The organism is Ornatilinea apprima, from assembly GCF_001306115.1.
Taxonomy (GTDB): domain Bacteria; phylum Chloroflexota; class Anaerolineae; order Anaerolineales; family Anaerolineaceae; genus Ornatilinea; species Ornatilinea apprima.
In genome coordinates this window covers 1-26,481 of sequence record NZ_LGCL01000022.1, presented here as the reverse complement: position 1 = coordinate 26,481, position 26,481 = coordinate 1, and the positions used below count along the sequence as shown (strand labels likewise).

The 26,481-nt window shown below is 59.2% G+C and carries 20 protein-coding genes and 1 pseudogene; 8 read left to right on the top strand and 13 right to left on the bottom strand.

Annotated features, from left to right (window positions below; all coding sequences use genetic code 11):
* Window position 1: 1 nt before the first annotated feature.
* The 8 genes from ADN00_RS08760 to ADN00_RS08725 all read right to left on the bottom strand — a co-directional run bounded on the left by ADN00_RS08760 (window position 2) and on the right by ADN00_RS08725 (window position 8,393).
* Window positions 2-1,630 (bottom strand): R3H domain-containing nucleic acid-binding protein, encoded by a 1,629-nt coding sequence (locus ADN00_RS08760; protein WP_075062597.1) that lies wholly within the window; start codon window positions 1,628-1,630, stop codon window positions 2-4.
* Complete coding sequence (locus ADN00_RS08755) at window positions 1,627-2,631, bottom strand: hypothetical protein (protein ID WP_075062596.1); 1,005 nt, start codon at window positions 2,629-2,631, stop codon at window positions 1,627-1,629. The genes ADN00_RS08760 and ADN00_RS08755 overlap by 4 nt, the downstream gene beginning before the upstream one ends.
* A 443-nt stretch (window positions 2,632-3,074) precedes the next feature.
* Window positions 3,075-3,851, bottom strand: coding sequence for an SdrD B-like domain-containing protein (locus ADN00_RS08750; RefSeq protein ID WP_075062595.1), 777 nt, complete (start codon window positions 3,849-3,851; stop codon window positions 3,075-3,077).
* Window positions 3,852-3,898: 47 nt separating this feature from the next.
* Complete coding sequence (recN, locus tag ADN00_RS08745) at window positions 3,899-5,635, bottom strand: DNA repair protein RecN (protein ID WP_075062594.1); 1,737 nt, start codon at window positions 5,633-5,635, stop codon at window positions 3,899-3,901.
* Between the two features lie 16 nt (window positions 5,636-5,651).
* On the bottom strand, window positions 5,652-6,194 hold the full coding sequence (locus ADN00_RS08740) for a B-box zinc finger protein (protein ID WP_075062593.1): 543 nt from the start codon (window positions 6,192-6,194) through the stop codon (window positions 5,652-5,654).
* 4 nt (window positions 6,195-6,198) lie between these two features.
* Window positions 6,199-7,077: an NAD(+)/NADH kinase gene (locus ADN00_RS08735; RefSeq protein WP_075062592.1), complete on the bottom strand. Its 879-nt coding sequence runs from the start codon at window positions 7,075-7,077 to the stop codon at window positions 6,199-6,201.
* 109 nt (window positions 7,078-7,186) lie between these two features.
* Window positions 7,187-7,828 carry a translin family protein gene (locus ADN00_RS08730; RefSeq protein WP_075062591.1) on the bottom strand — a complete coding sequence of 214 codons (642 nt, stop codon included), beginning with the start codon at window positions 7,826-7,828 and terminating at the stop codon, window positions 7,187-7,189.
* 157 nt (window positions 7,829-7,985) lie between these two features.
* On the bottom strand, window positions 7,986-8,393 hold the full coding sequence (locus ADN00_RS08725) for a single-stranded DNA-binding protein (protein ID WP_075062590.1): 408 nt from the start codon (window positions 8,391-8,393) through the stop codon (window positions 7,986-7,988).
* A gap of 277 nt (window positions 8,394-8,670) precedes the next feature.
* Here ADN00_RS08725 and ADN00_RS08720 point away from each other — a divergent pair, with 277 nt between their 5' ends.
* Complete coding sequence (locus ADN00_RS08720) at window positions 8,671-10,296, top strand: hypothetical protein (RefSeq protein WP_075062589.1); 1,626 nt, start codon at window positions 8,671-8,673, stop codon at window positions 10,294-10,296.
* 3 nt (window positions 10,297-10,299) lie between these two features.
* On the opposite strand, the gene ADN00_RS08715 is transcribed toward ADN00_RS08720, so the two are convergent.
* Window positions 10,300-11,142, bottom strand: a complete 843-nt coding sequence (locus ADN00_RS08715; RefSeq protein ID WP_075062588.1) for a hypothetical protein — start codon at window positions 11,140-11,142, stop codon at window positions 10,300-10,302.
* 159 nt (window positions 11,143-11,301) lie between these two features.
* Between ADN00_RS08715 and ADN00_RS08710 the strand changes: the two genes are divergently transcribed.
* Window positions 11,302-14,817, top strand: a complete 3,516-nt coding sequence (locus ADN00_RS08710) for an AAA family ATPase (protein WP_075062587.1) — start codon at window positions 11,302-11,304, stop codon at window positions 14,815-14,817.
* Window positions 14,818-15,051: 234 nt separating this feature from the next.
* Here the strand turns inward: ADN00_RS08710 and ADN00_RS08705 are convergent, their stop codons facing one another.
* Both ADN00_RS08705 and ADN00_RS08700 read right to left on the bottom strand, forming a co-directional pair.
* Window positions 15,052-17,445, bottom strand: a complete 2,394-nt coding sequence (locus ADN00_RS08705; protein ID WP_082389999.1) for an endonuclease MutS2 — start codon at window positions 17,443-17,445, stop codon at window positions 15,052-15,054.
* A 160-nt stretch (window positions 17,446-17,605) separates the two neighbouring features.
* The gene (locus tag ADN00_RS08700; protein ID WP_075062586.1) at window positions 17,606-17,782 is read right to left on the bottom strand and encodes an indolepyruvate ferredoxin oxidoreductase subunit alpha; all 177 of its coding nucleotides are present in this window, start codon (window positions 17,780-17,782) and stop codon (window positions 17,606-17,608) included.
* Between the two features lie 283 nt (window positions 17,783-18,065).
* Between ADN00_RS08700 and ADN00_RS08695 the strand changes: the two genes are divergently transcribed.
* The 6 genes from ADN00_RS08695 to ADN00_RS08670 all read left to right on the top strand — a co-directional run bounded on the left by ADN00_RS08695 (window position 18,066) and on the right by ADN00_RS08670 (window position 25,856).
* Entirely contained in the window at window positions 18,066-18,650 is a 585-nt protein-coding gene (locus ADN00_RS08695; RefSeq protein WP_075062585.1) for a histidine phosphatase family protein, read from the top strand.
* An 11-nt stretch (window positions 18,651-18,661) separates the two neighbouring features.
* Complete coding sequence (locus tag ADN00_RS08690; protein ID WP_075062584.1) at window positions 18,662-20,293, top strand: alpha-amylase family protein; 1,632 nt, start codon at window positions 18,662-18,664, stop codon at window positions 20,291-20,293.
* Between the two features lie 126 nt (window positions 20,294-20,419).
* The gene (locus tag ADN00_RS08685) at window positions 20,420-22,819 is read left to right on the top strand and encodes a fibronectin type III domain-containing protein (RefSeq protein WP_075062583.1); all 2,400 of its coding nucleotides are present in this window, start codon (window positions 20,420-20,422) and stop codon (window positions 22,817-22,819) included.
* An 890-nt stretch (window positions 22,820-23,709) separates the two neighbouring features.
* Entirely contained in the window at window positions 23,710-24,630 is a 921-nt protein-coding gene (locus ADN00_RS08680; RefSeq protein ID WP_082389998.1) for an ABC transporter ATP-binding protein, read from the top strand.
* A complete protein-coding gene (locus tag ADN00_RS08675) occupies window positions 24,620-25,390 on the top strand; it encodes an ABC transporter permease subunit (RefSeq protein ID WP_160317494.1) in 771 nt (256 codons plus the stop codon). The genes ADN00_RS08680 and ADN00_RS08675 overlap by 11 nt, the downstream gene beginning before the upstream one ends.
* A gap of 10 nt (window positions 25,391-25,400) precedes the next feature.
* A complete protein-coding gene (locus ADN00_RS08670) occupies window positions 25,401-25,856 on the top strand; it encodes a VOC family protein (RefSeq protein WP_075062580.1) in 456 nt (151 codons plus the stop codon).
* Window positions 25,857-25,916: 60 nt separating this feature from the next.
* On the opposite strand, the gene ADN00_RS08665 is transcribed toward ADN00_RS08670, so the two are convergent.
* Together ADN00_RS08665 and ADN00_RS08660 are read right to left on the bottom strand one after the other, a co-directional pair.
* Window positions 25,917-26,108, bottom strand: a complete 192-nt coding sequence (locus tag ADN00_RS08665; RefSeq protein ID WP_075062579.1) for a hypothetical protein — start codon at window positions 26,106-26,108, stop codon at window positions 25,917-25,919.
* Window positions 26,109-26,306: 198 nt separating this feature from the next.
* Window positions 26,307-26,481, bottom strand: a pseudogene (locus ADN00_RS08660) (glutamate dehydrogenase); the annotation flags it as partial.

Sequence of the window (26,481 nt, the reverse complement as noted above, 5' to 3'; positions counted from 1 at the left end):
GTTACTCACGGTAGATGCGCACGCGGCGGCGCGGCTCTTTGCCGTAGGAATGCGATACCAGGTTGGCCTGGCGGGCCATCTCGTGCTGCAGGCGGCGAATGGCGGCCGTGGCGGGGGGCAGGTCGATAAAGCGCTGCCCGTTGAGCACCGCCTCAATGGCCGAAGCGGTGGAGTTGGCCACCTGCTCCCAATCGGCTTCCGAGCGGTCAACCTGCAGATTGAAGATCTCGGCCAGGGCCTGTTCCATTTGCGCCACCGTGTTGGCGCGCAGCACATAAATGGGCATGCCGCGCGCTTCAGCGTCTAAAATGGTGCGCTGGCGGTTGCGGTAGTAGGTTCGCAGGGTGATGAGCACATCCGCGTCGCCAAAGTCTTTGACCAGCATAATCGGCACATTCAGGCGGCGGGCGGCCTGCTGAATGCGGTTGCGCGCCACCCCATAAGCAAAAACGCGCATTGGTTGAGCCGGTATGGGCGGCTGAGAGGCTTCTTCAAAGCGCTCGCGGCTCTCGCGCACGAATTCGATGTTTTCAGAACGGCTCTGAGCCACGGCTGGCGCTTTTTCGCGCTTGCCCGCCGGGGCGATGGGACGACGTTGCCCGCCGTTCTGGAACGATTCCATCACCGGGGCGGAGGATTTTTCGATAACGATCTTGCCGTGTTCATCACGCCGGCGAATTTCGATCTGCGGCTCAAAGCCGCGCACCAGAGTATCCACGGCGTCAGCCACATCGGGGTGAATCACCAGGTAATCGCGCTCTTTGATCTCGATCAGCACGTCAAAGGTGGGCGGCGAGCGGCGCTCCAGCACGGTTTTTTGCGTGCCGCGGCGGCGGGCTTCTTCGTCCGAAAGGGTAACCGCCTCAATGCCGCCGATCAGATCGGAGAGAGTGGGGTTCATCAGCAGATTTTCCAGCGTGCGGCCGTGGGCGGTGCCGATGAGCTGCACGCCGCGCTCGGCAATGGTGCGCGCGGCGGCGGCTTCCAGCTCGCGGCCAATTTCGTCAATCACGATCACTTCAGGGTTGTGATTCTCCACGGCCTCGATCATCACCTCATGCTGAAGGGAAGGCTGGGCCACCTGCATACGGCGGGCTTTGCCCACCGCGGGGTGGGGTACGTCGCCGTCGCCGCCAATTTCATTGGAGGTGTCCACAATCACCACACGCTTGGTTTCGGCCAGGGTGCGGGCGGCCTCGCGCAGGATGGTGGTCTTACCAATTCCCGGCTGGCCGAGGATGAGCAGCGATTTGCCCGAGTCGATCAGGTCTTGCAGAATATCAATGGTGCCATAAACGGCGCGGCCTACCCGGCAGGTAAGGCCCACAATTGCAGAGCGGCGGTTGCGAATGGCCGAAATACGGTGCAGGGTGCGCTCCAGGCCGGCGCGATTATCGGCGTCAAAATCACCGATGCGCTCAACCACATAGTCAATTTCTTCGCGCAGCACTTCGTGATGGCTGAGCGGCAGCTCGCCGTCGACAAAGCGCGCCATCGGCAGCCGGCCCAAATCCATGACAATCTCAATCAATTTATCCGAGTTGTTTGCGGCCTCAATCGCGTGTGAGATGTGCGGCGGCAGCACCTCCAACAGGTTTTCCAGGTTATCAGTTATTCTTCTTTGTGTCATTCTTTATTTCCATGCCCGGTCAGGCGGGCGGGTTCGCTTTTCGGTTCCAAAAAGTGATTCATGATCGGCGCGGCGGGTTTGGCGTTGGGGTTTTCCATCACCGCCCGCGCGGCTGCGGGCACAGCGCTGCGCTGCGGTAAGGTAAAGTATTTTACCAGAAGGGCGTAACGCTCGTACAATTGCGCGCCCATTTGGCTCAGCACGGCTTCGAGCCAGCCCTGATACGAGCGCACTGCCAGGTACACCGGCCGTCCCATCAACGGCTGAAGCTGGCCGGGCAGGCTTTGGATAAGCTGGTTCACGTCTTCCACCGATGGATGAATCAAGGGGTTCACATAAAATCCGCGCGGACCGGATACACCCTCCACATAGGCGCTGATTTCGCCATTTTGCTCGTAGACCAGTCCGTTCAACTGGTGATCATTGAATACCTCGGCGCACTGCACCAGCGAAGGCACCAACGACTGGTAAAGCGAGCGCACATGGAACTCGTCCGCGCTTGAGATCGCGCGCCAAAAGCCCCCCTTAGACGTGTCTACATGCTCCTGGATGGGAAGCTGCCAGACCTGCTGCCAGCCATAAACCACAAACCCGGCGCGGCGCAGGCGCACAAAAAGCAGGCTGTCTTCGGGTAACTCGGCCACCAGGCTGTACGCGCCCAACTCACCAGCTTTGTGAACCAGACCGTCCAGCAGAAAAGCCAGCCGGGCGGGGTCGGGCGCATCATCGGATAGCAAAAAGGCCAGGTGAGCGGCGCGCTCTCCCAGGGTGAATTGGATCTGGCCAATCAGAGACTCTTGCGCGTTGTTCGCGGCGTAAACCCCGGTGAAAATTCCGCGGTTGGGGTTGAGATAATCCAGCATCGCGGAGAGGCCAATGGCATTTCCGCGAGTGAGCAGCGCGGCGCTATCGAGCAGCAGAACCTGGTCTCGGCGGCGGTAGAGGGTGATTAAATCATGCCAGGCAAGCGAGCGGATGTTAATGTGATTCTCCTTGAACATGCAGGCAGAAAGGAATTCGCGGGTGAGAAAACCTTCTTTCCGATTCTACCACGCCGCCATAAATGCGACAATCAAAGGTAGAATTGCGGAGCGGCGCGCGGTTAAGAGTTTTTTCATACAAGCAGTTAGCAGAGCAGCCAACCCACCAATGGTTTTATCACCGGCGGGTTTCGAGCGGGGACAAAATGATTTAACCTCAATGCCGTTTGACCCGCCCAGTAGACGAATCCCGTTCTTCCGTAGGGGCGGATGGCCATCCGCCCCAAAATACGGGCGTTCAGCCCCGCGCCCCTGCCGGAGAATGGCAGCCCAATGAAAACAAACACCATCCCGAAAATGCGTTCCCCAGCATTTTGGAGAGGGCTTGGTGTGGGGTCAGCAGGGTAAAAAAAGAAAAGCGCGCCTTCCGGCGCGCCTGATGTTGTATCCGCGAGAATGCAAATTTAGAATTTGCGCGCGCGCCAGAAATATACGCCCAAACCAATACCGCCAAGCAACAGCAGCCCACCCACAATCGCCATCACCGGCGAGCGCCCGCCTTCACTGGGAGCAAGGGGCTGGGCTTCAGAACTGAGCTGGGCGCCAAAGTCGAGGATGGAGCGGTCGCCGGCGCGCAGAATGAGGGGGTAGTTCATGGCGGTGGTGGGGTTGTAGCCTTCGGGCGGCGCAACGCTGATGTTGTATTCGCCTTCGGCCAGCTCGCTAAAACACAACGGCTCCGGGTCGGTGGTGGTTTCTCCGGTGAGCGAAACCTCGCCTTCCCGGTCGGTAATGCTCACCGCGCCGCCCGCAATGGACAGTTCCAGTTCTTCGGCCAGGGCGTTGCCGTTCAGGTCTTCAAACAGGAAGACGCAAATTTCACCGCTGCCGTTGAACGGGGTGGGGGTGGGCAGCGCCTGGGTAGGGGTAGGCGACGGGCCGGGGGTAACGGTAGGCTCGGTAACGACGCCCAGCAAAAGCTGTTTGCCCTCGGTGAGCAGGCATTCTTCGTCCAGATTGTTGAGCAGGCGCAGATCGTTGAGTTCAACGCCGGTGAGCAACGAAATGCTCAGGCAGCTATCCCCCGGTTTAACGATATAGATGATGCGCCCGTCCGCGCCGGGGGTGGGCGTCTGATAAAAGGCCTGGGGCTGCTGCGGGGTGGCGGTTACAGGGGCCGCCAACAAAGCCAGCAAACCGGTCAGGATTAAGCTTGTGAGAAGGAACAGTCTTTTCTTCATAGGTTTTCGCATTATAACATTTTTCAAATCCGCAAGGGGCGGCAGAATCAGGCGGTGATTTCGCGGGTGCGGCGCGAGACGTACTGCAGCGCCTCGCGGGCGGCCTGACGGTTGGCGTCGCTGCTGCCGCCCAACATCAGGGCCAGCTCTTCCTGGCGGGATTCACCGTGCAGGGCTTCCACCTGGGTGTGGGTGCGGCCGCTGCTGACCTGCTTGCGCACATGGTAGTGCTGGTCACCAAACGCGGCCAACTGCGGCAAGTGGGTAATGCACAGCACCTGGTGGCTGCGGCCCAATCGCCACAACTTTTCTCCCACCACTGTGCCCACGCGCCCGCCAATGCCCTGGTCAATTTCGTCAAACACCAGGGTGGGAACGTGGTCGGCGCTGGCAAGGACGTTTTTCAGCGCCAGCATCAGGCGCGAGGTCTCACCGCCCGAGGCGATTTTAACCAGCGGTTTGAATCCCTCGCCCTGGTTGGGCGCGATTAGAAATTCCACACGGTCCACACCGTTCTCATCATAGGCAAGGCTGCCTTTACCGGGCAGCGGCAGGCCTTTCTCATCGGGCAGGGTCTGAAAATCAACCTGAAAGCGCGCGCCAACCATGCTCAGGTCGTTCAACTCACGCTCAATGCCACGCGCCAGGGTTTTGGCGGCCTCGCGGCGCGCCTCCGAAAGCGCCCTGGCATGCTCGGCCAGGCGCGGCAGCAGGGCGGCCTCCTCGGCTTCCAGCTCTGCGATGCGCTCGCCAGCGTGGGTGATCTGCTCCAGGTCGGCGCGGGCGCGCTCGGCAAACGCCAGCACGGCCTCTTCGCTGCCGCCGTACTTGCGCTTAAGACCATTGATCAGGTCGAGGCGCACCTCCACCTGTTCCAGGCGGCGGGGGTTAAATTCAATCTGCTCCAGGTAATCGCGCAGTTCAATGGCGATATCGGCAGTGATCTCTTCCAGGCTGGCCGCCCGTTCGTGCAGTTCTGCCTGTGAAGAATCGATGCGGCTAAGCGAGGCCAGCGATTCGACCACCTGCCCCAGCAGGTCAGAGATGGAAGGCATTTCGGGGGTGCCTTCATCGAGGGCCGCCACGCTCTGCTGGGCCAGGGCGGCCAGCTTTTCAGCGTTGGCCAGGCGGCTGCGCTCCTGGCGCAGTTCTTCCTCTTCGCCGGGTTTCAGGCGCGCAGATTCGATCTCTTGAATCTGGAAGGTCAGAAATTCTGCGCGCTGATGGGCGTCGCGCTCGCCGGCGCGCAGGTCTTTCAACTGGCGGCGCAGCGCCTGAAGCTGGCGGTAGGGCGCGCGGTAGGCCTCCAGCAGGCTGTCGGCGGCGGCGTAGCGGTCTAACAGGCGCAGATGCTGGCGCACGTTGAGCAGGGAAAGGTGTTCGGACTGGCCGTGAATATCCACCAGGTATTCGCCCAGCTCGCGCAGCAGTCCAACGCTGACACTGCGGCCGTTGACGCGGGCGGTGTTGCGCCCTTCCAGGCGAATTTCGCGGCTGATGAGAATCTCGTTGGGGTCATCCAGCAGATCTTCGCGTTCCAAAATAGCCAGCACTTCCGCGCGGGTCTGTTCGGGGATGCTGAACAGCGCCTCCACACTGGCGCGTTCCGCGCCGCTGCGCACAAAGGTGGTGTCGGGGCGGCCGCCCATCAGGGCTTCCACCGCGTCGAGGATGATGGATTTGCCCGCGCCGGTTTCACCGGTAAAGGCGATCAGGCCGCCCTGAAAGCGCAGCTCAAGGCTTTGGATGATGGCGAAATTTTCAATGCGCAGTTCGAGGAGCATAGGACTTGTGTCTTCTCTATCGAATCTGGATACCGCTTAAGCGGTAGTATACCGTACTGCCCACCAAAAACGTGTAAATGCCCGGCCAGATCACCGACCAGATGATCGACAGAATGGCCTGCGGTTCGCCGGAAAGCAGCAGCACCAGCAGCCCCAGCAGAGCGGGCAGCAGCGAAGCCAGGCTTCCCACCACCGCCGCGGCAGTGGTAACTTGAAACAGGAGTTTGGAGCGGCGCTTTTTCACCATGAAACGCACCGCTTCGGCGATGATCATGCCCACTAAGGGCGCCGCCAGCAGGGTAAAAAAGCCCAGCCGCCCGGCCACCAGGCTGCCCAAAAAGGCCAGCACGCCCGCGATGAGCGCCGCCGCCACATAATCGGTGACCACGGCGGTTTCATAGGTTTTCTGCTGCACGCGCACGCACTCGCGGCAGCGATAGCCGGTGGGGGTGCGCACGGCACAGGCTGTGCAGATGGGCCGGTCGCAGCGATTGCAGCGCAGCAGGGTTTCGCGGTCGGGGTGACGGTAGCAGTATTGTTTTTCGGTTTCTTCAGTCATTCAACTACCTCAATGGAAGGCCGGAGGTTGGGTTTTGCTCCATGTAGGCCGTCAGGTTGCGATAAAAATAACCCGCGTCCTGAAAGCGCACAAAGGAAACACCGTGATCGCCGGCGTAGGCTTTAATCAGGTCGCCTTCCAGCACCTGTTCGGGGTTCTGGCCGTCCACGCTGACGACGGTATCGTAGCGTGATTCAACATGAATGGTCACACACACGCCTTCCGAGAGGATGACGGCGCGGTCCACCGAGAGATGGGGGGCAACCGGGATGATGAGAATATTGCGCAGCTCGGGGGGCATAATCGGGCCGCCAGCCGCCAGGGCGTAGGCCGAAGAGCCGGTCGGCGTGGCCGCGATGAGACCGTCGGCGACGTAGGTGGCCAGCTGGTAGCCGTCCACACAGGCGCGCAGGCGAATGGGGCGCACGTCTTTTCCACGGCAGACCACCACCTCATTCATCACCGTCCAGGCGTTAAGGCAGGTGTCACCGCGCCAGTGTTCCGCCTGCAGCATCATGCGGTCTTCCAGGCGAAAATGGCCGGCAAGCAGAGGGGAAAGGAAATCCCGCCATTGGCCGCGCTCCACTTCCATCAGAAACCCAAAGCGGCCCATGTTAATGCCGAGGACGGGCACATGGTTGGGACCGCACAGCCGCCCGGCGCGCAGCATGGTGCCGTCTCCGCCCAGGGCCACCAGCAGATCCACCGCGCCGGCGCCCACGCTGGCGTGCAGGGCTGCATCTTGCAGCGACGCGGCGTGCACCTCGCTCAACCCGGCGGCGCGCAGGGCGCTCTCCATCTCGCGCGCCTCGCGGTCAGCGTCGGGCACGTCAGGGTTCCAGGCAATGGCAATTCTTTGCGGAATGCTCTTGGGATCTCGCATTTTTCTATTATAGCCGTTTCTGCGGCAGACTGAAGTCAGCCGTTAAATGTTGGGGTGAGGCCGCGCGGAACCTCACCCTTAAAAAGTTTCGATGGACTTCCAACCGGGTTTAGCGGTTGGCCTCATCCAGGCGATTTTGCAGCGCCTCCATGGATTGCTTCAGGCGCTCTTCCTGCAAGGCGATGGTCATATCGCCGCGGGTGCGTTCCACAATGCCGCGCACCAGGTCCGTCTGGCGGCGCAGACCGTTGGTGATGGCGTCGGGGTAGTCAATCGTCACCAGAACGGAGTAAATCTCATCCATGATGGTGAGCAGGCGCTCGGCCTCTTCCGAGTAGCCGTGGCGCAGAATATCCAGCACGCGCCGGCGCAGCTCGCCGGTCACTTCGGCCAGGCCGTTGAGGTAGGTGGCCGGTTCCACGCCCAGGTCTTGCGGGGTGGGCAGCGGATCGTCTACGATGAGCGCGTAGGTGATGCTGGCTTCCACAAACTCTTTGATCGCGTCCATGGTGTAGCCGGCGTAGAGCAGGGTGGGGTAATTGGCCAGGTCGGTGTTAAGTTTATGCTGCAGCTCGCACGCCTCGGCCAGCAGGCTCTGCGCCTCTTCGCGCTCCAGGCGGTGAATGGCGCGAATGGTATGCGCCGATTTGCGGGTGAGCTGGCGGGCGTTGATCAGCGCCTGGTCGCGCGCGTGGGTTAACTCTTCAAAAACTTCCACAACCTGATCGGCTATTGTTTGTAAATTTTTCATGGCAATCCTGATAACCCAAACCCCGGGCAAACCGGGAAAAGAAGGGGGATAAACGGCCTGGCACAGGCACGCGCGGCCAGGAGTGTGGCTGCGCGCCAACCCAACCGGCCCCCATTAACTGCGCGGCGGGGCTGCTGACATACACGATGGCGGCGGATTAAAACGGCAAGTCGCCCGCGTCGCTCATTTCGTGTGAATCCATGCTGTATTCGTCCTCTCCGCCGCCGCCTTCACCGCGGGTGGAGAGAAATCGCACGGTTTGGGCGCTGACCTCAAAAGCCGCGCCGGAGGAGCCGTCTTGCCGGGTGTAGACACGCGGGCCGCCGGTGGAAGCGTCGCAGGTGAGGCGGCCTTCAACCAACACTTTGGAGCCTTTTTTCAGAAAATTATTGCAGTTTTCCGCGGTTTTGCCCCAGGCTGAAACGCGCACCCAGATGGTGCGTTTGTTTTCGCCAAAATCGTCATTCACCGCTACCGAAAAACTGGTTACCGCCTGGCCCGAAGGGGTGTAGCGCATTTCGGGATCACGTCCCAGATTACCGACCAATATGATCTTATGGTACATGTGATTGATCTCCTTTTTTAAGTTATACAGAACAATTGTACATCGAATTGATCTAGCTATGTTCTGTTTTTTACGCTCTGAACCAGGGGATGTTGGCGTTCTATAATCAGTATACCCGAATTCGGGCGGCCGGGACACCGCCCCACACTCAGGCATTTCTAGAGCAGGTGGTCAATCCGAGACAACGTGTTTTCCGATACAATATTATATAATTTGCCAAAAAAGGGGAAAAGAAGGCAGGTTCCCTCCTATTACCAACCGACCAGGAGAATGGCGTATGAATTTTTACCCTCCTTTATTCCGTCCAAATATTGCTCGGCTCAAAATGAAACGCGACCTCAAGGGACTGGTATGTGCATTCTTGTATGGGGAAGAAGAGGCCAAACAGGTATTGAGCGCGCTGGAGGAAATCAACTCGTTGGAGTGCGCGTTGATGATAACAACCGTACTTAATGAGCGCGGAATTTCTGACGAAAACAAGGAAAAATTTCTGAGCGTGCTACAAAAGCTCGATGCTGCCCATGCGATTGAAGGCTTGCTGGCTTACGCGCTCAACCAGTCTTTGCTACAGCACTCCACACACCCCCTGGACGTGGAGGTAAAGATGCATCTGATGCGATTATCTGCGCTAGCCAGTCCGCAGCAGCTCTCGCGTTACCCTAAGTACCTGCTCCCTGCCCCTTCTGAGCGTGATGAAAACTATATCCAACAACTTCTGGAAACCATTCAAGCGGAGACGCCAATCACCTACCAGCGTGAAGTAGACCAACTGCTCGAGATGGGTTGGCAGCCTCAGACGGCCTATCATCAGGCGCTGGTATTGGCTAGGCGCGGCGATTGGGAAGCCGCTGCAGCCATAGGAATGGAGGCTTTCTCCCCTCTAATTGCCTGGCGAGTGCAAGTGGAGCGAGGCTATCAAGAGTTGGAAAAAATGCGACACCTAGATCCCATCGACTCACAAAAAACCCAGGCGTATCTCGAGGAGGCAGCGCGTCTGAATCGGTTGTTGTTGAGTTTAGGAAGCGAAATTATTGAACCTCTTCTGAAAATGTGCGAAAGGTATTCATTTGCCATTGGTGTAGATCAGCCCAGAGTACGGGTCGCGTGCGAACTGCTGGTCGAATCGGCCAAACGCCACCCCGAATTCCAGAGCAAAATCATCAAGGATTGGATAAAATTGCTTGAAGACGGACATGCACCACACGAAATTGGAGCGGCGCTGTATGAAATTGCGCCGGGGAGCAACGTGCGTTTGATGCTCGCCAAACAACTTCCCCACCTGATCGAGCAGTTTGGAGAGCTGGCCATTACGCCGTTGTGCGAAATCGACCACGACGAGCGCATTCCACTTTCAGATAACGATCGGGCACTGGCTGCGAAAATCCTAATAAAGTTGCTGGCACAGTACCCGCAGTACACCAGCCAAATTGGGCGGTTTTTTGAAGCGCGCCTGGTCAGTTCAGAAAGCAATGAATACTATTGCATACGCCAGGGGCTGTGCCTAATGGATTGGCACCCTCAAACTCCACTCCTTCAGATTTTCCAGTATATATTTCAACACAACTGGCAGGGCTGCCTGGAAAGCGGCGCGGCGGCAATTTTTCCACTCTTAAAAGACCTGAATTTTTACTGCAAAACTGCGCGTGATTATCCTACCGCTCAGGGAATCAACGACATACTCAATCGGCTGTACATGACAGGAAATCTGCTCCAGGATCATCGAAAAGCCATCGAAGCGCAGGATGGTCAGGTGATCATTAAAGCATTTACGCCCGCGTCATTGACGGTATATTGGGACGACTGGCGGGATCGGCCGTCGGACGAAACAATTAATGACATCCTTTCATCAGAACAGCCAAAATCCCAACCTGCTTTTATATTTCGATTGAAACGAAATGGGTGAAAATCAATTCGGAGTGGGCGTCAGCGCGGCGGCGGGGATGGCGGCGCCCTCCAGGCTGTAAACGCTTAGATCACGAAAGCTGACCGAGACGGACGTCTCGCCGCTGGAGCGGGCCAGCACGCCAAACGTGCCCGATTGCCAGACCGGGTCGCGGGTTTCAAACTGAAAAACACCGTCCACAAACACGCGCAGCACATCGCCGCTGGCCAGAATGCCGATGCGGTTGGTTACCGGCGCGCCGGGACGCACCTGGCCGGAAGGCGTCCAGTCTTTCAGCAGGGCAACTTCGCCGTTGCGCAGGCGTTCCAGACGCAGTTGACCATCACAGCGCACCCACAAGCGGTAGGCGTTGTATTCCGACGCGGCGCGCGCCAGCACGCCGTAGGCATCTTCGCCGCGGCACAGGTTCACCTGGGCGGTCAATTCCATATAAAAATCCGAGTAGATATCGCCAGCGCGCAGACTTTTCAGGGTAATGCGCGGGCTGGCCACCGCCAGCGACAGCTCCTGGTTGCCAAAGGCAATATTACCGTCCGCGCTGCTCAGCGTGGTCCAACTCTTTTGTTGGGCGAAACCATCCTGGACGAGCATATCTCCCAGGGCGACCATGCGGTCGGGGGTGGGGGTGATGGCGCGTGTGGGCAGTTGGGTGGGCGTGTCGGTGGGCGGGAACCAGACAATCGTGGCAGTGGGCTGCGGTGACGGCGTGGCGCTGGGCAGCACCTCTTCCAATGGAAGGGGCTGCGGCGCGCAAGCAGCCAGCCAGATCACCACGATCAGACCCAGAATGGCGCGTATTTTTGCAGGGCTGCGCCCTTGCGCAGAAGTAGAAAAGATTTTCAACATAAACTGGAAGTATTATACTCTGGCTGGTTAAGCTAAAAATGAAGAAGGCGCTTCATTTTATCAAACCATCACAAGATTTTTTTCTAATTTGAAAAAACGCGCGTGAATGAGGTAATATTATTTAATGCGGATCCATTCTATTCTGGGGGAATAATGACAATGAATGAACAACCGGTTCAAATTCTTCTGCTAGGCTCACCGCTCATTCTGGTGAACGGTGAGCCGCTTCAGATTCAGCGGCGAACGGTACGCTCGACGCTCTTCTTCCTGGCCTGCCAGGGTCAGCACACCGGGCGGTCAGATCTATTGGTGTTGTTCTGGCCAGACGAACCAGAGACCAAAGCGCGCGCGAATCTGCGCGACATGATCAGCAAACTGCGCAGCCAGCTGCCGGTTGAAGGCGCGGTTTTATCGCAGGGCGATTTTGTGGCGCTCAACCCGGAAAAAGTCTTTGTGGACGTGGTTGAGTTCCGCAGGTTGGCCGCCAGCGTGCTGCAAGCATGCGAGCAAACTCCGTATTACCAGCCGCTGGACGCGGACGTGGTGCAGCAAATGGAACAAGCGGTCGGTTTATGGCGTTCTGACCGCTTCCTGGCCGGCTCCAGCCTGCCTTCCACCTGGGAATTTGAACAGTGGGCCATCTTAACCACCAACGAGTTAGAGTCGCTGCGCCTGACGCTGCTGGAACGGCTGGCGCGGCACTTCTTTTTAGCCAACGCGCCAGAGGTTTCCATCCGCTATTTGCGCGCCGCCCTGGAGACGGATGAATTTAACTTTGACCTGCACGCGATGATGCTGGCGTGCCTGGATAAATTGGGCCGCACCGGAGAGGCCGCCAATTACTGCCGCTACCTGCGCAGTCTGTTGGAAAACAACGCCTATGAGGAAATGCCACCCAGTCTGAAAGAATACTGCGACAAACATCACGCCAGTACCCAGCCCCTGAGCAAACCCCGCTTTGAGTGGCCGGTCTCCATGCCCATCCGCACGCCCTATGTTGGGCGGCAAGCGCTGCTGAACCAATTAAAACTGCTTTACCAGGCCAACCAAGTGATTTGTATAACCGGTGAGGCCGGCATTGGAAAAACCCGCCTTTTGTACGAATTCTTCCAGCGTATGGAGAGCATACCACGCCTGTTTGTTTTGCAGAGCAACCCCAATGAGACGGATCTGCCGCTGATGCCGCTGGGCGAGGCGCTGCGGCGTAGTGTTAACCAAGACACCTGGATGGAATTTGACTCGTATTGGGCAGCGCAGCTTTGTTCGCTGGTGCCAGAGCTGGAAGATTGGCGCCCGGAGCTGAGATCGGTTGAGATGAAAGGGGCAGAAAACCGCTTCTTAATTTTCGAGGCTGCCCGCCAACTGCTGCTGACCAGCGCGGAGAGAGAGATTTGCATTGTTTTGGAAGACGCGCATTGGGCGGAGGTGGATACCCTGGCGTTTTTAGATTATCTGGGTGAAAAAGGCTTTTTTAACAATGGCCATCATCTGATGCTGGCGCGCCGCGAAGACGTGCATCACCCAGCTTTGGAGAACTTTCTGCGTTCGGCGCCGTTTTATGGGGCGTATACGTCTCTGGAAATTCCACCCCTCACCAGGCCAGAAATCAGCGACCTGGCCAACTATTTATTGGGCTCCAATATTGGAGAAACCGTCAGCGCGCAGTTGGCGCAAGAAACGGGCGGCAACCCCCTGTTTCTGATTGAAATCTTAAAAGCGCTTTCGGTCCGTTCATTTAACGAACAAGATTTCGCCGAGCAGCTGCGCGAAACCCCCATTCCCGGCAGCATGCGCATGCTCATCCGTGACCGGCTGGCAACGCTGCAAATGGCAGAGCAGCAAATCCTGGTGACCGCCGCGTTGATCGGGTCTTCTTTTGAGCCAGGCCTGTTGGAGGCCGCCACCGGACAAAGCCCCGAGCAAGTGACCTCGGCGTTGGAATTGTTGGAACGGCATTACGTGATTCAATCCGACCCGCAATACCCGGTGCCTGGGGCGTATAAGTTTGTTCACGAAAAAATTCGCGAATTGATTATCCAGGACCTGAGCGCGGCGCGGCGGCGGCTGATTCATCTGCATATCGCCCAGGCGATGGAACGGCAGGGGCAGGTGGGCATTAACCGCTCAGCAGCTCTGGCCGTCCATTTTGAGGCAGGTGGGGCAGCCCAGCGCGCCTTCCACTACTGGCTGCAAGCGGCCAATTACGCCCGCCGCCTGTATTCGCAGCACAGCGCCTATTCCGCCTACACACGCGCCGACCACCTGATGCGGCAGCAGGAACACCTTTTTACCGATGAAGAAGTTTTATCGCTGTACGCGGCCTGGGGTGAAATGGCCTACGATCTGGAAGACAAGGAAACCGTCGCCACGGCCTATCACACGCTGGAACGCATTGGGCAGGAACGCGGCAGCCGTTTGTTGGTGGGCAGCGCGCTGAGCGGCAAAGCGGTTGAGAACCTGCTCCATCACCGGATGTCAGAAGGTCTGATTTACCTGGAACGCGCCCTGGCTTTGCTGGAATCATCGGAGCATGTGCTGGAGAAAACCAAAGCGCTGCTGCGCCAGGGAATCTTATTGGTCCATTCCTACCGCTATGCGGAAGCGGCCGAATCGCTGAACAAGGCCATTCAATTGGCACAAACATCAACCCACAGAGACTTAAAGACAGTGCGGCTGAATGTGGAAACCTGGTTGTCCATTCTTTTCCTACAAACGGGCTGGCCCGCCCTGGCCTTGCCGCACGCCCAGACCGCGCTGAAAGAAAGCCTGAATGAATATTTCCCGCTGATTGCCCTGCGCTCGCGCTCGGTACTGGCGCAAATCTATTATTACCTGGGAGATTACCAATCCGCCTACCGAGAGGCGATGAACGGCATTCACCAGGCCGAAACGGCTCAAATCCATCACGCCGCCGGCTGGCTGTATGCTGTAGCGGGCCGGGTGCGGTTTGCCAGCGGCTGCCTGGATGAATGCTGGAAATTCGCCCAAAAAGCGCTGGAGATCGGCCGGGAATGGAATTATTCCGATGTATTGAGTGAAGCGAACTGTTTATTGGGTGATATTTACCGCATTGCCGGAGATTTAGACCAGGCTTGCCGGTATTACGGAATGGGTGTGAAGACGGGCACAGATCATACCCTCACCTTGAACAGCATGGCGCGTCTGGGTATGGCCCGGCTGGAGTCTGGCAGTGTGGAAATTGGCCAGGAAACACTGGAAAAAGCCATCAACCTGGCGCGGGAGAACGGCCTGGGGGCCATTTACCTGATGGCGCGAGTTGCCAGGTTCGTCTATCTGGCCCATTCAGGTCAGGTCGCGCCGGTTGAAGAAACTGAGCTTGAACAGATGGAGCAGGAAGCTAAAGACCGCCAACTGGCCACCCTGCCGATGACGGTACAGATGCTGCGCGCCCGCCTGGCCTTCAACCGCGGGCAGTTGGACGAGGTGAAACAGCAGCTTGCCAGCTTTTTAACGAGCGAAGATCAATGCGAGAATTTTTGGGTGCGGTTTCTTGCCCAACGTGTGTTGTATCAATGTCTGCCTGAAGAAGACGCAGATCACCGCAAGGCGCGCGATTTATTACAAAAATCGCTGGAAATGATACGTCAGAACAGTACAGAATCGGTATTACAGTCTGTTGTGCGCCAGTTTGAGAAAAGTTTGTTCAAAAAATGAGCGAATTGGATTGCGATGTCTATGTTCTGTCTACGCCCCTTGAATATGATGTAGTCATAGCGATTACTTGAAAGAAATACCGGGACGCAGACAAAGGGGACCTGCGCCAAGAGGCTGGTTGTGTATAGGGGAACGCACAATCAGCCTTTTCTTTTTCATGCAGCAGCGGGAAAAATGACCACGATTAAAAAAGCGTGCCGCATCGGCGGCAGCGCGGGGATGAGAACCGGCAGGCTATTCGGTAACCATGTGTGCCACGGTTACGCCGTCGCCGCCTTCCGGCTCGGTTGCCACCATCCAGCTTTTCACATGCTCGGCGCGGCGCAGGGCTTTGCGCACCAGTTCCTTTAAGCGACCAGTGCCTTTACCGTGGATGATGCGCACAAAGGGCAGGCCGGCCAGATAGGCTTTTTCCAGGTAGCGGTCCAGCTCTTCCAGGGCGTCTTCACCGCGCTGGCCGCGCAGGTCCAACTCCATGCCGGGCGAGGGGTAAAAGACATTCTCAGGGGCGGCCGAAGGACCGCTGGCGCGCTTCTTTTCCGGCTCGGGGGCGGGCTTTTCCACCTCGCCAGGCCGTTGAAGATCGGCGATGCGCGCGCGCACGCGCAGCGAACCCAACTGCACCTCCACCTCGCTGTCAAAAATCGCGGCTACTTTACCGTCCATGCCCAGGCTGCGCACATGCACCTTATCACCAGCGCGCAGCGGGCGCGCCTCGGGGGTTTTTAACGTGCGGCGGCGCTCAACGGGCTGGGTGGTTTCAGCCTCCAATTTTTCCACTTTATCCTGCAGCTCGCGGATATCCTCAACAGGCTGGCGGGTGCGGCTGAGGGCGCGGCGGGCGTCTTCCACCTCGCGGTTCAGGGCGGCAATTTCATTCTGCGCCTGCTGGCGGGCTTTCTCCAGAATGGACAGACGTTCATCCTCAATGTGTTCCAGGCGATTGGCCAGCTCAGCGCGGATTTTCTCGGCCTCGCGGCGGGATTCGTCGGCTTCGGCGCGCGCCTGGCGGGCGCGGTCGCGCTGGTGGTGAATTTCATCCAGCAGGTCTTCGGCGCGCAGTTCATCCGGGTCAATCACCGTGCGGGCGGCTTTCAATATATCGCCGGGCATGCCCAATCGCTGCGCGATGAGCAGGGCGTTGGAGCGCCCCGGCAGGCCGATATTAAGGTGATAGGTGGGGCGCAGGGTTTTGACGTCAAACTCCATGCTGGCGTTCACCACCCCCGGCGCGCCGTGGGCGTAGGCCTTCAACTCGGGGTAATGGGTGGCCACCATGCAGGTGATGCGCCGGCGCACCAAATGCTGCAGAATGGCGCGCGCCAGGGCGGCGCCTTCCTGCGGATCGGTGCCCGCGCCTAACTCATCAAACAGCACCAGCGAGCGCTGGTCGGCAGCCTCCAACACGCGGATGATGTTGGTGATGTGCCCGGAAAACGTGGAAAGCGACTGCTCAATAGACTGCTCGTCGCCAATATCGGCAAACAAATTCTCGAACACGCTCAGCTTGGAACCGGATTGGGCGGGAATGTGCAAACCACTCTGCGCCATCAGCACCAGCAGGCCCACGGTTTTTAGGGTAACCGTTTTGCCGCCTGTGTTGGGGCCGGTGATGACCACCGCGAAGGTTTTTTCAAACAAATCCACATCAATCGCCACCACTTTTTGCGGGTCAAGCAGGGGGTGGCGCGCCTGGTAAAGCAGCAGCGTGCTGCCGGGGTGATTTTCCTGCTCGCGGAAAGGCTCCAGCACCGGCTCGCAGGCGTCCAGGTCGTCGGCGTATTTGGCGCACATCAGCGCCAGGTCGAACTCAGCCAGGGCGTCTACCACCTGCTGGATGGCCTCGGCGTGCAGGCCGATGCGGGAGGTCAGCTCGGCCAGAATGCGGCGCTCTTCGTCGCGCTCGGCCAATTGCAGCTCATGCCACTGGTTGTTTAATTCCACGGTAGCCAGCGGCTCCACAAACAGGGTCGCCCCTGAGGAAGACTGGTCGTGGATGATGGCGCGGATGCGCCCCTTAAACTCGGCGCGCAGGGGGATAACGTAGCGCCCGTTGCGTTGAGTGATGAGATTCTCTTGCAGCATGGGGGCGGTATCAGCGTCGTTGACCATGCGCTCCAGGCGCGAGAGCAGGCGCTCGTGTGCGGTTTTCAGCTCGCGGCGGATAGCAGCCAGCTTGGGCGAGGCGCTGTCGAGCACCTCACCGCGATCAGAGATGGACTGGGAAATCGCGTCCACCACGCCGGGCGGTGGGGCCAGGCGGGCGGAAATGGCCTGCAATTGGGGGTAGGGTGCCTCCTGGCGCTCCACGCTGCGCGCCAGCTCGCGGGCGGCGATGAGCGTGTTCTTGATCTCCAGCAGGTCGGGGGCTTCCAGCACGCCGCGCCGGCGGGCCAGTTCCACCTGGGGGCGCACATCGCGCGCGCCGCCCACCCCAATTTCATCGTGAACGCTGAGCAGGTGGCGCGCTTCCGTGGTGCGCGCCTGGCGCTCCAGAACCTCCTGCCGGTCGGTAGTGGGGCGCAGTTCGCGCGCCAGCGCCGCCGAATAGCTGAAGGCCGCGTAAGCAGCCAGCCGCTCCAGCACTTTGGGGAACTCAAGGGTTTTGAGCGTTTTCTCGTCCATCATCAAAGCGAGTTTACCATGAATCTGATTTCAAAAATGCTTGGCGTGGAGAAGGGCGGGGAAAATCTGGTCAAGTGGTCAGGGTGAAAAGCCCCGCTTAAACGCCCATTCCCCTTCGCTGCCAGGCAGAAAAGGGGAATGGGAAGGGTAAGAGAAACAACAATTACTTGACTTCGTGGGCAGCGCCGGTGGGGCAAACATCCGCGCAGTTGCCGCAGTCTTTGCACAGCGCCGGGTCGATCACATAGTAGCCATCGGCCTCAGAAATCGCGTTCTCCGGGCAATCCGCTTCGCAAGCACCGCAAGCGATGCACTCGTCTGCATCAATAATATAAGCCATGTCAAACCATCCTTTCAAATTTTTTGACAGTCATTGCTGGCAAAAGAATAGCATGAATCTCGCCAAATTGTCAACGCTGGCGGCATTGCCGTTTGTCATCGAATCGGGGGGTAAATGTCATAAAATTGGACAAGCCAGGCTGAATTTAGCGAATTCATCGTCCCACTACCAGCGAGTTAAAAATTTCTTATGCGGGCACCCAATGGAATGGGTGATTTAGGGGTAAAATTCGAAGGATATTCTCACAACCGGATCCATCCGGCGCAAGAGGAGGCTGTTTTTGATGACCGAGATCTGGCTGGTGCGCCACGCCCAAACCGATTGGAATATGGAGCGCCGCTTTCAGGGGCAGTCGGATATTCCCTTAAATGAAACCGGCCGCCAGCAGGCCCGGCAGCTGGCCGGCAGCCTTGCCGCAGCCGGTAAGGCCTTTCAGGCCGTTTACAGCAGTCCGCTTTCGCGCGCCATGCAGACTGCCAGCGCGGTGGCCGAGCGGCTGAACCTGCCGCTGCAAGCCGAGCCGCGCATCCGCGAGGCCAACCTGGGGGAATGGGAAGGCATGCTGGCCGAGGAAATTCCCCTGCGCTACCCCGACCTGGTGGAAGCACGCCGGCGCGACCCGTTCAATGTGCCCCCGCCCGGTGAGCAGGCCGAAAATGTGGCCTCGATTGCCGGCCGCGCCAGCCAGGCGATGGATGCCATTGCGCGCCATCACAACGGCCAGCCCGTGCTGGTGGTTACCCACGGGTTGGTAATTGCCACCCTGGTATGCCTGAACAGGCAGATCGCCTTTGAAGAAGTGTTTCAACAAATTCCACACAACGCTCAACCGGTGGTGCTGCATTGGAAAGTCGCCGGAAACGCATAAGGAGTGAAAAAATGAGTCACGATCACGATCACAATCACCGCTGTATGCAGTCGGATTTTGTCTTTTCCACCATCTACGGTGACGAAGAAGCCCAAAAAACTATTCTCTGGCTGCAGGCGCTGCGCGAGGCCATGCCGCTGCCTGCGCTGGACGCCGAACACCGTTTCAGCGCCGGTGACCTGTTTCTGATGGCCAACCCAACCGACTTTCTCGGCAGCGCGCCAACCGCCCTGGCAGGGCTGCGCCAGTTCGCCGAACGCTGGCTGAAGGGTTGGGTGAGCGGTTTGCACCTGCTGCCCTTCTACCCTGCCGAAGAGAACGACCCGCACGCCACGCAAGACTTCCGGCGGGTGCGTTCGGAGGTGGGGAACTGGAGCGACATTCTGGCGCTGGGCGGGCAGTTCCATTTGATGACCGACCTGCCCCTGCAGCGCACCGCGCGCGCCCATCACTGGTTCCAGGCCTTCTGCCAGGGCGAACCGGACTTTGAGGCGTATTACCTGGGGCAAGAAAACCCCACCCTTAACTATCTCAACCCGCAAATTCTGCGCGAAATGTCGGCGGCCTTGCTGCACACCGTCTACCGTGGAGCGCGCCTGGCGCGCCTGGTGGACGTGGAGCGCTTGTGGTACCGTGACGGAAGCCTAAAGCTCAACGATACCCGCTGCCACCTGGCCGCGCGCTTCTTGCGCTCGGTGGTCAATGAATGCGCCCCTGGTTTCCGGCTGATGGCAGGGGTGAGCAGCGATCAGGGCGACACGGCGCTCTACGGCGGCAACGGTGAAAACGAAGCCCACCTGCTGCCCAATAACGCCTTCGCGCCCCTGTTGCTGCACGCGCTGTGGAACGGCGACACGGCCCCGTTCCGCACCTGGGCTAAGCGTATGTCATTGCCCTTCCCGGAAGTGATGTTCTACAACCAGATCGACACGCTGGAAAGCTTCGCCGTGCAGCCGGCCGCGCGCGTATTAAGCGCCGAACAACGCCGCTCGCTGGGGCGGCAGGCGGAAGCCCGCGGCGGGCAGGTAACCTGGCAGAGCGGGGCAGACGGACAGCCCGACGCGCTGGAGCTGCGCCTGCGCCTGTGGGACGCGCTGCGCGCGGCCGACGGCGAAACTGAAGACACCGGCATCGCCCGCTACCTGGCTGCCCACGCCGTGCTCTTCTCGCTGGTGGGCCTGCCGGCGCTGTCGCTCTCCAGTCTGCTGGCCCCGGCCCTGCCCGCGCGCATCTCCGGCGAAGGGCGCATCGCGGTGTCTCAAACGGTGGATTTGAACGCGGTGGAAAACCAGATGGCGCAAGAAAACAGCCCGCTGCGCCGCGTGTACGACGGTCTGCGCCAGCTGGCCGCGGCGCGCGCTGCGGTGCCCGCCTTTGACCCAGCCGGGGTGCAGACCATTCTGGACGCGGGTGAGGGCGTGTTTGGCGTGCTGCGCTTCTCTTTGTTTGAGGCCGGGCTGGTGGTATGCCTGACCAACTTTACCAACCAAACCTGCGGCGCGTGCGCGGACATCAATGAAGAAGGCTTTGAGGTGAGCGCGTGGCGCGATGTGCTCAGTGACCAGACCTTCAGCAACGCGCAAGCGCGCCAGCTTTCCTTGCAGCCCTACCAATCACTGTGGCTGGTGCCCGTCGAAGCCTAGGCGCGGAGGTATTTACAAAAAACTTACAGCGTTTTTAGATAGGGCGACAGGTTGGTTGTGATATAGTAAAATGAGTTTATCAATATCGACTAATTTAGTAGTATTCAAAAACCTGGTTGCCGCTGTATGAAACCCGCCCTGATTCGCCCAATCACATTCGCCCTGATCGCTGCCCTGATTGCGGCGGTTATCGGGGCTTTGCCCGTTTTGGCGCAGGACTCCGCGCCAGCCGTGTTTGATGACCCGCAACAGGCCAGCTACCCGCGCCTGGCGCCCACCCCGGAGCTGGTGCGCGCGCGCAATGTGCAGGTAAACTACGACCTGCTGCGCCAGGCAGCTGCTGAGCTGCAAAGCGGCGGAGGCCCGTTCAGTATTACCCTTAACCTGTTCAGCGACGCCACCTTCATCGCCGAGCTGCAATCCGCCGCGGTGGACGCCAACGGCGTAACCACCCTCACCGGCGCGGTGAGCAGCCAGCCGGGCAGCGAGGTCAGCCTGGCTTTCACCGAATCCGCGCTGGCGGGCACGCTTAACCTGGCCGGCTCGTTCTACCGCCTGCGCATGCTGGACGCCAATCAGGCCCTGCTGGAGCAGGTGAACCTTGCCAACCTCACCCCCGACAGCACCTCACCCACACCGCCCAACACCGCTTATAACCTGCAGGCGCAGGGGCTGGTGGGCGACGACGACGGAACCCTGCTGGACGTGCTGGTGGTTTACACCCCCACGGCGCGCAGTACCGCCGGGGGCGACAGCGCCATCCAAAGCGAAATCGCCAACGCCATCGCGCTGGCCAATACCAGCTACAACAACAGCCAGATCAACACCCGGATGCAATTGGTCCACACCAGCGAGGTCAGTTATTCCGAGTCTAGCTTTGCGTATGAGACCAACCTCGACCACCTGACGTATACCAGCGACGGTTATATGGACAGCGTGCACAGCCTGCGCAATACGTACAACGCCGATCTGGTGGTGCTGATCCGTGCAGGCGGCAGCTACTGCGGCATCGCCTGGATGCTGCAGCAGGGCTACGAGAGCTTTTTTGACCAGTACGCCTTTGCGGTTGTCTCGCGCGAATGCCTTTCCGGCTACACCCTGGCGCACGAAACCGGGCACAACATGGGCGCACATCATGATTATCAGGCGGCGCAGCTCTATGGCGGAACCGGCTATTTCAGCTATTCTTACGGCTTCCTCAGCCAGGCGGGTAACTTCCGCACCATCATGTCTTATGCAAACTTCTGTCCAACCTGCACACGGATTAACTACTGGTCGAACCCCAACGTTACGTACAACGGGTATGACACCGGAAGCAGCAGCGCCGACAACGCGCGCACACTCAATACCACCCGCACCACCGCGGCGCGCTTCCGTGACGGCCCGCCGCCCGCTGTGCCAACCAATGTAAACGGATCGGCGCTCTCACGCACTTCCATTCAGGTCACCTGGACGGACGCTTCCACCAATGAAGCGGGGTTTCGCGTGGAACGCGCGGCAATCGGCAGCACAGCCTGGGCGCCCCTCGGCGGCACCGCCGCCAACCAGGCCAGCTTCACCGACAGCAGTCTCACCTGCGGCACCAGCTACCGCTACCGGGTGAAATCGTATAACGGCAACGGCACCTCGGCAGCCAGCGCCGAAAAAACGCTCACCACCCAATCTTGCCTCTACCCGCCCAACGGCCTCACTGCCACAACTCTGAGCGGCACGCAAATCCGCCTGAACTGGACGGACACCAACACCAGCGAGATCGGCTACCGCGTGGAGCGCGCGCCGCAGGGCAGCAGCAGTTGGAGCGCCATCGGCACCACAGCCGCAAACGCTACCAGCTACACCGATTCCACGCTAACCTGCGGCAGCACCTACCAGTACCGGGTCATCGGACTGGACAGCGTCAGCGAGAGCACGCCCAGCAGCACGATCACCGTCTCCAGCGGGTTGTGCGCGCCGGGCAGCCTGTCGTCCGCGGCGCTCTCCATGCAGCGCATCCGCCTCACCTGGAGTGACTCCAACAGTCTGGAAGGCAATTACCGGGTGGAACGCTCTCCGGACGGCGCAGCCTGGACGCTGCTGAGCGATCTGCCGGCGAACAGCACCCAGTTTGAAGAAGCCGGCCTCACCTGCGGCACCACCTATTATTACCGTGTCACCGCCACCGGCAGCGGACTGGTCTCCAGCACACCGGCACAGGTAACGCGCGCCACGCGCGCCTGCGGTGTGCCGTTGGCTCCTCAGGGAGGCGAAGGTAAAGGCTTTTCGCTCACGGCCATCCAAGTGGAATGGCAGGATGTGATTGACGACGAAACCGGCTACCGCGTGGAGCGCTCGCTCAACGGCAGCAGCGGTTGGACGGCGGTGGGCACCACCGGGCAGAACGAAACCTCTTTTGTAGACCTGAATCTGCAGAATGGGGTAACGTATTACTACCGCGTGATCGCCACCAACAGTTACGGCAGTTCCACGCCCGGCACGGTCTTCAGCGCGCGCCCGCACACCAAAGGCTTCTTCCTGCCCGGCTATTAACCGCCATTCATTCCCACGAATTCAAAAACAGGGCGCGAAGCCACCCGCGTAAATTTCACCATCAAACAAACAACACCAGAATCCCATCCTTCCGTAGGGTTCGGCGGTCAACCACCTTCATGGGTAGGGTGGGTGGAAGGCGGAAAATCCACTTCAAAGGTAAACCAGCGTATTGGCCCGCCTGAAACCCACCAACAGATTGATCAACGGCGGGTTTCGGGCGAGCTTCAAGATGGTTTTGATTCACAGCAGATCATCCGCCCTCAACACCGCCCTACAAGACAAACGTTCGGCGGTCAACCACCTTCATGGGTAGAGTGGGTGGAAGGCGGAAAATCCACTTCAAAGGTAAACCCGTGTAGCTACCCGCCCGAATCCCACCAATACGATACCGGCGGGTTTCGGGCGGGCTTCAAAATGGTTTTGATTCATAGCAGATCATCCGCCCTCAACACCGCCCTACAAGAGAATCGCAATCTTCCGCAGGGCGGTTTGACCTATCGATACTGATATGCATCAATCCAGGCGAATCGCTTGACGAATCCGCGATTCATCCATAAAATTAAACTACACGGGAGAAGGTGTCCGTGTGTATATTATTCGATTATGTAAGGAGTTGTAATGGAGCTTGAAGGCTCAGATAACGCCGAAAGCGTCCCTCCCAGTACGGACGATAGACAGGTGTTATCGAAAAAGGTGTTGAATAGCGAATTGCGTCGTGACGGCGGCGAAGGCGTTTCCCTTCACGTCTTTACGATGGAGCAATTCAAAGGGGGAAACCCAGCTTGAGGTTCTCAACAATCTCCTGAGGCGCGCTAAAGTCTCCGCCGGCTGGTTTCCCTCTCGGATCCGCCGGTTTTCATTTTAAATCTGGCCACCAGGTTTGGTGAATTTACAGGAGGCTGCTATGCGCTATTTTCGTTGCACGAACTGAAAATCTAACCAAAATTTATGGCACCCGCGCCGGGATTGATTCATTAACCCTGGAAGTGGAACCGGGTGAAGTGTTTGGCTTTCTCGGCCCCGATGGGGCGGGCAAAACCACAACCATTCGCCTGTTTATGGACCTGATCCGCCCAACCTCCGGACGCGCCCTGCTCTTTGGCATGGACAGCCACGCCCAGAGCGTTCACATCCGCAAGCTGGTGGGCTACCTGCCCGCGCAGATGTCGCTGCCGCGCTTCACCACCGGGGCCAATGTGCTGCGCTATTTCTCCAAACTGCGTGGTGGTGTTTCTTTCAGCAAGATTGAACATCTTGCCGGGCGGCTCAAGGTCAACCTCAACGCGCCCATCCAGCGCCTGGATGAAGCGGATACCTTCAAGATCGGATTGGTGCAGGCTTTTATGCACGACCCCGAACTGCTCCTCTTAGACGAGCCGACCCGCTACCTGGATGACGCCGGGCGTGAGGCGCTGTATGAATTAATCGCCGAAGTGCGCCGCGAAGGCCGCACCGTCTTTATCTCTTCGCGCTCGCTGAATGAAATGGAACGCATCACCGACCGGGTGGGCGTGATCCATAACGGGCGGCTGGTGGCGGTGGAACGCGCGGTTCACCTGCGCGCGCGCGCCTTCAACAAAGTGGAGATGCAGTTTGCCGGGCCGGTTACGCATGAGATCTTTGAATCTCAGCCGACCATTCGCAACCTGCGCTGGCAGGAAAACCGCCTGCAGTGCCTGGTTACCGGCGACCCGCAGGCGCTGTTGGAACTGGCTCGTAAACAAAGCGAGGTGATGGACTTCAAGGCTCGCCAACCCAGCCTTGAAGAGGCGTTCTCCCTGTACTATGGGGTTGGCCATGCCGGGTGAAGTTTTCATCCAGACATTACGATCCACACTCAGCAGCTGGCTGAAAAGCCTGCTGCTGCTGTGCGGTTTGCTGGCAGGCCTGTTGGGCTGGCACGCGGCCGGGGTGCCGCTGCCGGTCCAGCAGGTTTTTGCGCGCCTCAGCGGGGCTTCTCTGCCGCTCTCCGGCTGGGAGGCGTGGCTGTTTGCCGCCGGCTTTAACCTGCTCTTCGGGCTGGTGCTGTGCGGCTGCGCCATCCTCACCGGCAGCCGCCTGATGGCCGGCGCCGAAGAACGCGGCGCGCTGGCGCTGATTCTGGCTTTTCCCATTCCGCGCTGGCAGATTGTGGTGGAAAAAGCCCTGGGGCTGGCGGCCGGCATTCTGCTGGTGTGCACGGCGCTGCGTCTGCTGGCCGCGGCCCCTGGGTTGTTCTCGCCGCGCTACACCCTCAACGCAGACGCGCTGTCGCTGGCCGCTTTCACCCTGGCCCTGCCGCCTATTCTGCTCGGCAGCCTGGCGCTGGCGCTGGCCAGCGCGGGCGGGCGCTTGGGCTTCGCGCGCTGGGTGAGCCTGGCTGGGTGGGGAGTGTGGGGCGGCCTGGCGATTCTCTCGCGCGCGGTCAGTGGGATGGGCTTTCTCACGCCGGTAACCGGGATTTACACGGCCAACCCCAACGGAGGGCGCCCTTCTGTATGGCTGTTGCTGCTGGGAACTGCCGCCTTGCTGGCAGTGATGTGGAGCGCGGCAGCCAGCGGGTTTGAACAACGCGATCTCAGCGATTAAGGAGCTGAACATGCCACTTGAATGCACGTACACCCATACCAATATTGTTGCCAAAGACTGGCGCAAACTGGCCGCGTTTTACCAGCAAGTATTTAACTGTCAGCCCGTGCCGCCGGAGCGCGACCTGCAGGGTGAATGGCTGCAGCGCGCCACCGGGGTGGAAGATGCTCACCTGCGCGGGGCGCACTTGCGCCTGCCCGGCTGCGGGGAGAATGGCCCCACCCTGGAAATCTTTCAATACAACACCCTGGCAGCCGAGTCGCCGCGCGCGATCAACCAGCCGGGGCTGGCGCACCTGGCCTTCGCGGTGAACGATGTGCGCGCGGCGCGCGCCGAGGTGCTGGCACACGGCGGCAGCGACCTGGGCGAGGTGGTAACGGTGCAGGTGCCAGGCAAAGGTGAAATTTGCTTTGTTTACATGCGCGACCCGGAAGGCAATATTCTGGAGCTGCAGCGCTGGGGATGAGTTTTTTTCAATACGCATGCGCCTAAACAGACAACAAAAAACGCCCGCGCGGGCGTTTTTTTATTGGCTCTTCCCCGGGCGGCTGGCGATCACCAGGAAGGGACCCAGAATGGGAATCAACACGGCGACCAGCCCCCAACCCAGATAGTCCCAGAAGGTGAGCTTGCGCCTGAAAAGATAGAAAAAGGAGAGGAACAGCATGGCGAAGCTGAAAACGACCAGGAGAAGGCGCAAGATGTCGGCTGCTTGCATCTGGGGCTCCTTGGAGAGAAGATTAGTTTCATTTTAACGTTATTAGAACATTAATGCAAGGAATTAAAAACCATCCATCGTCGCGCATTGCTCAGGTGTTCTTAAATGGTTTCCCCCCTCTGCCCGGAGGGGGGAACTTGAGGAGAACAGAAGATAGAAACCAGCAGTTGCCCGACTGCCAGGTTCATCACAAAAGAATTAGATCCAGCCGCGCAGCTCCATGGCTTTGACCACACGGGCGATGGAGACCATATAGGCCGCGTCGCGCATGTAAGCCTTTTCCTTGAGCGACATCTCCAGCACGGCGTGGAAGGCTTCGGTCATCTTGGTGTCCAGCTTTTCCAGCACTTCCTGCTTGGTCCAGTAGAAGTTC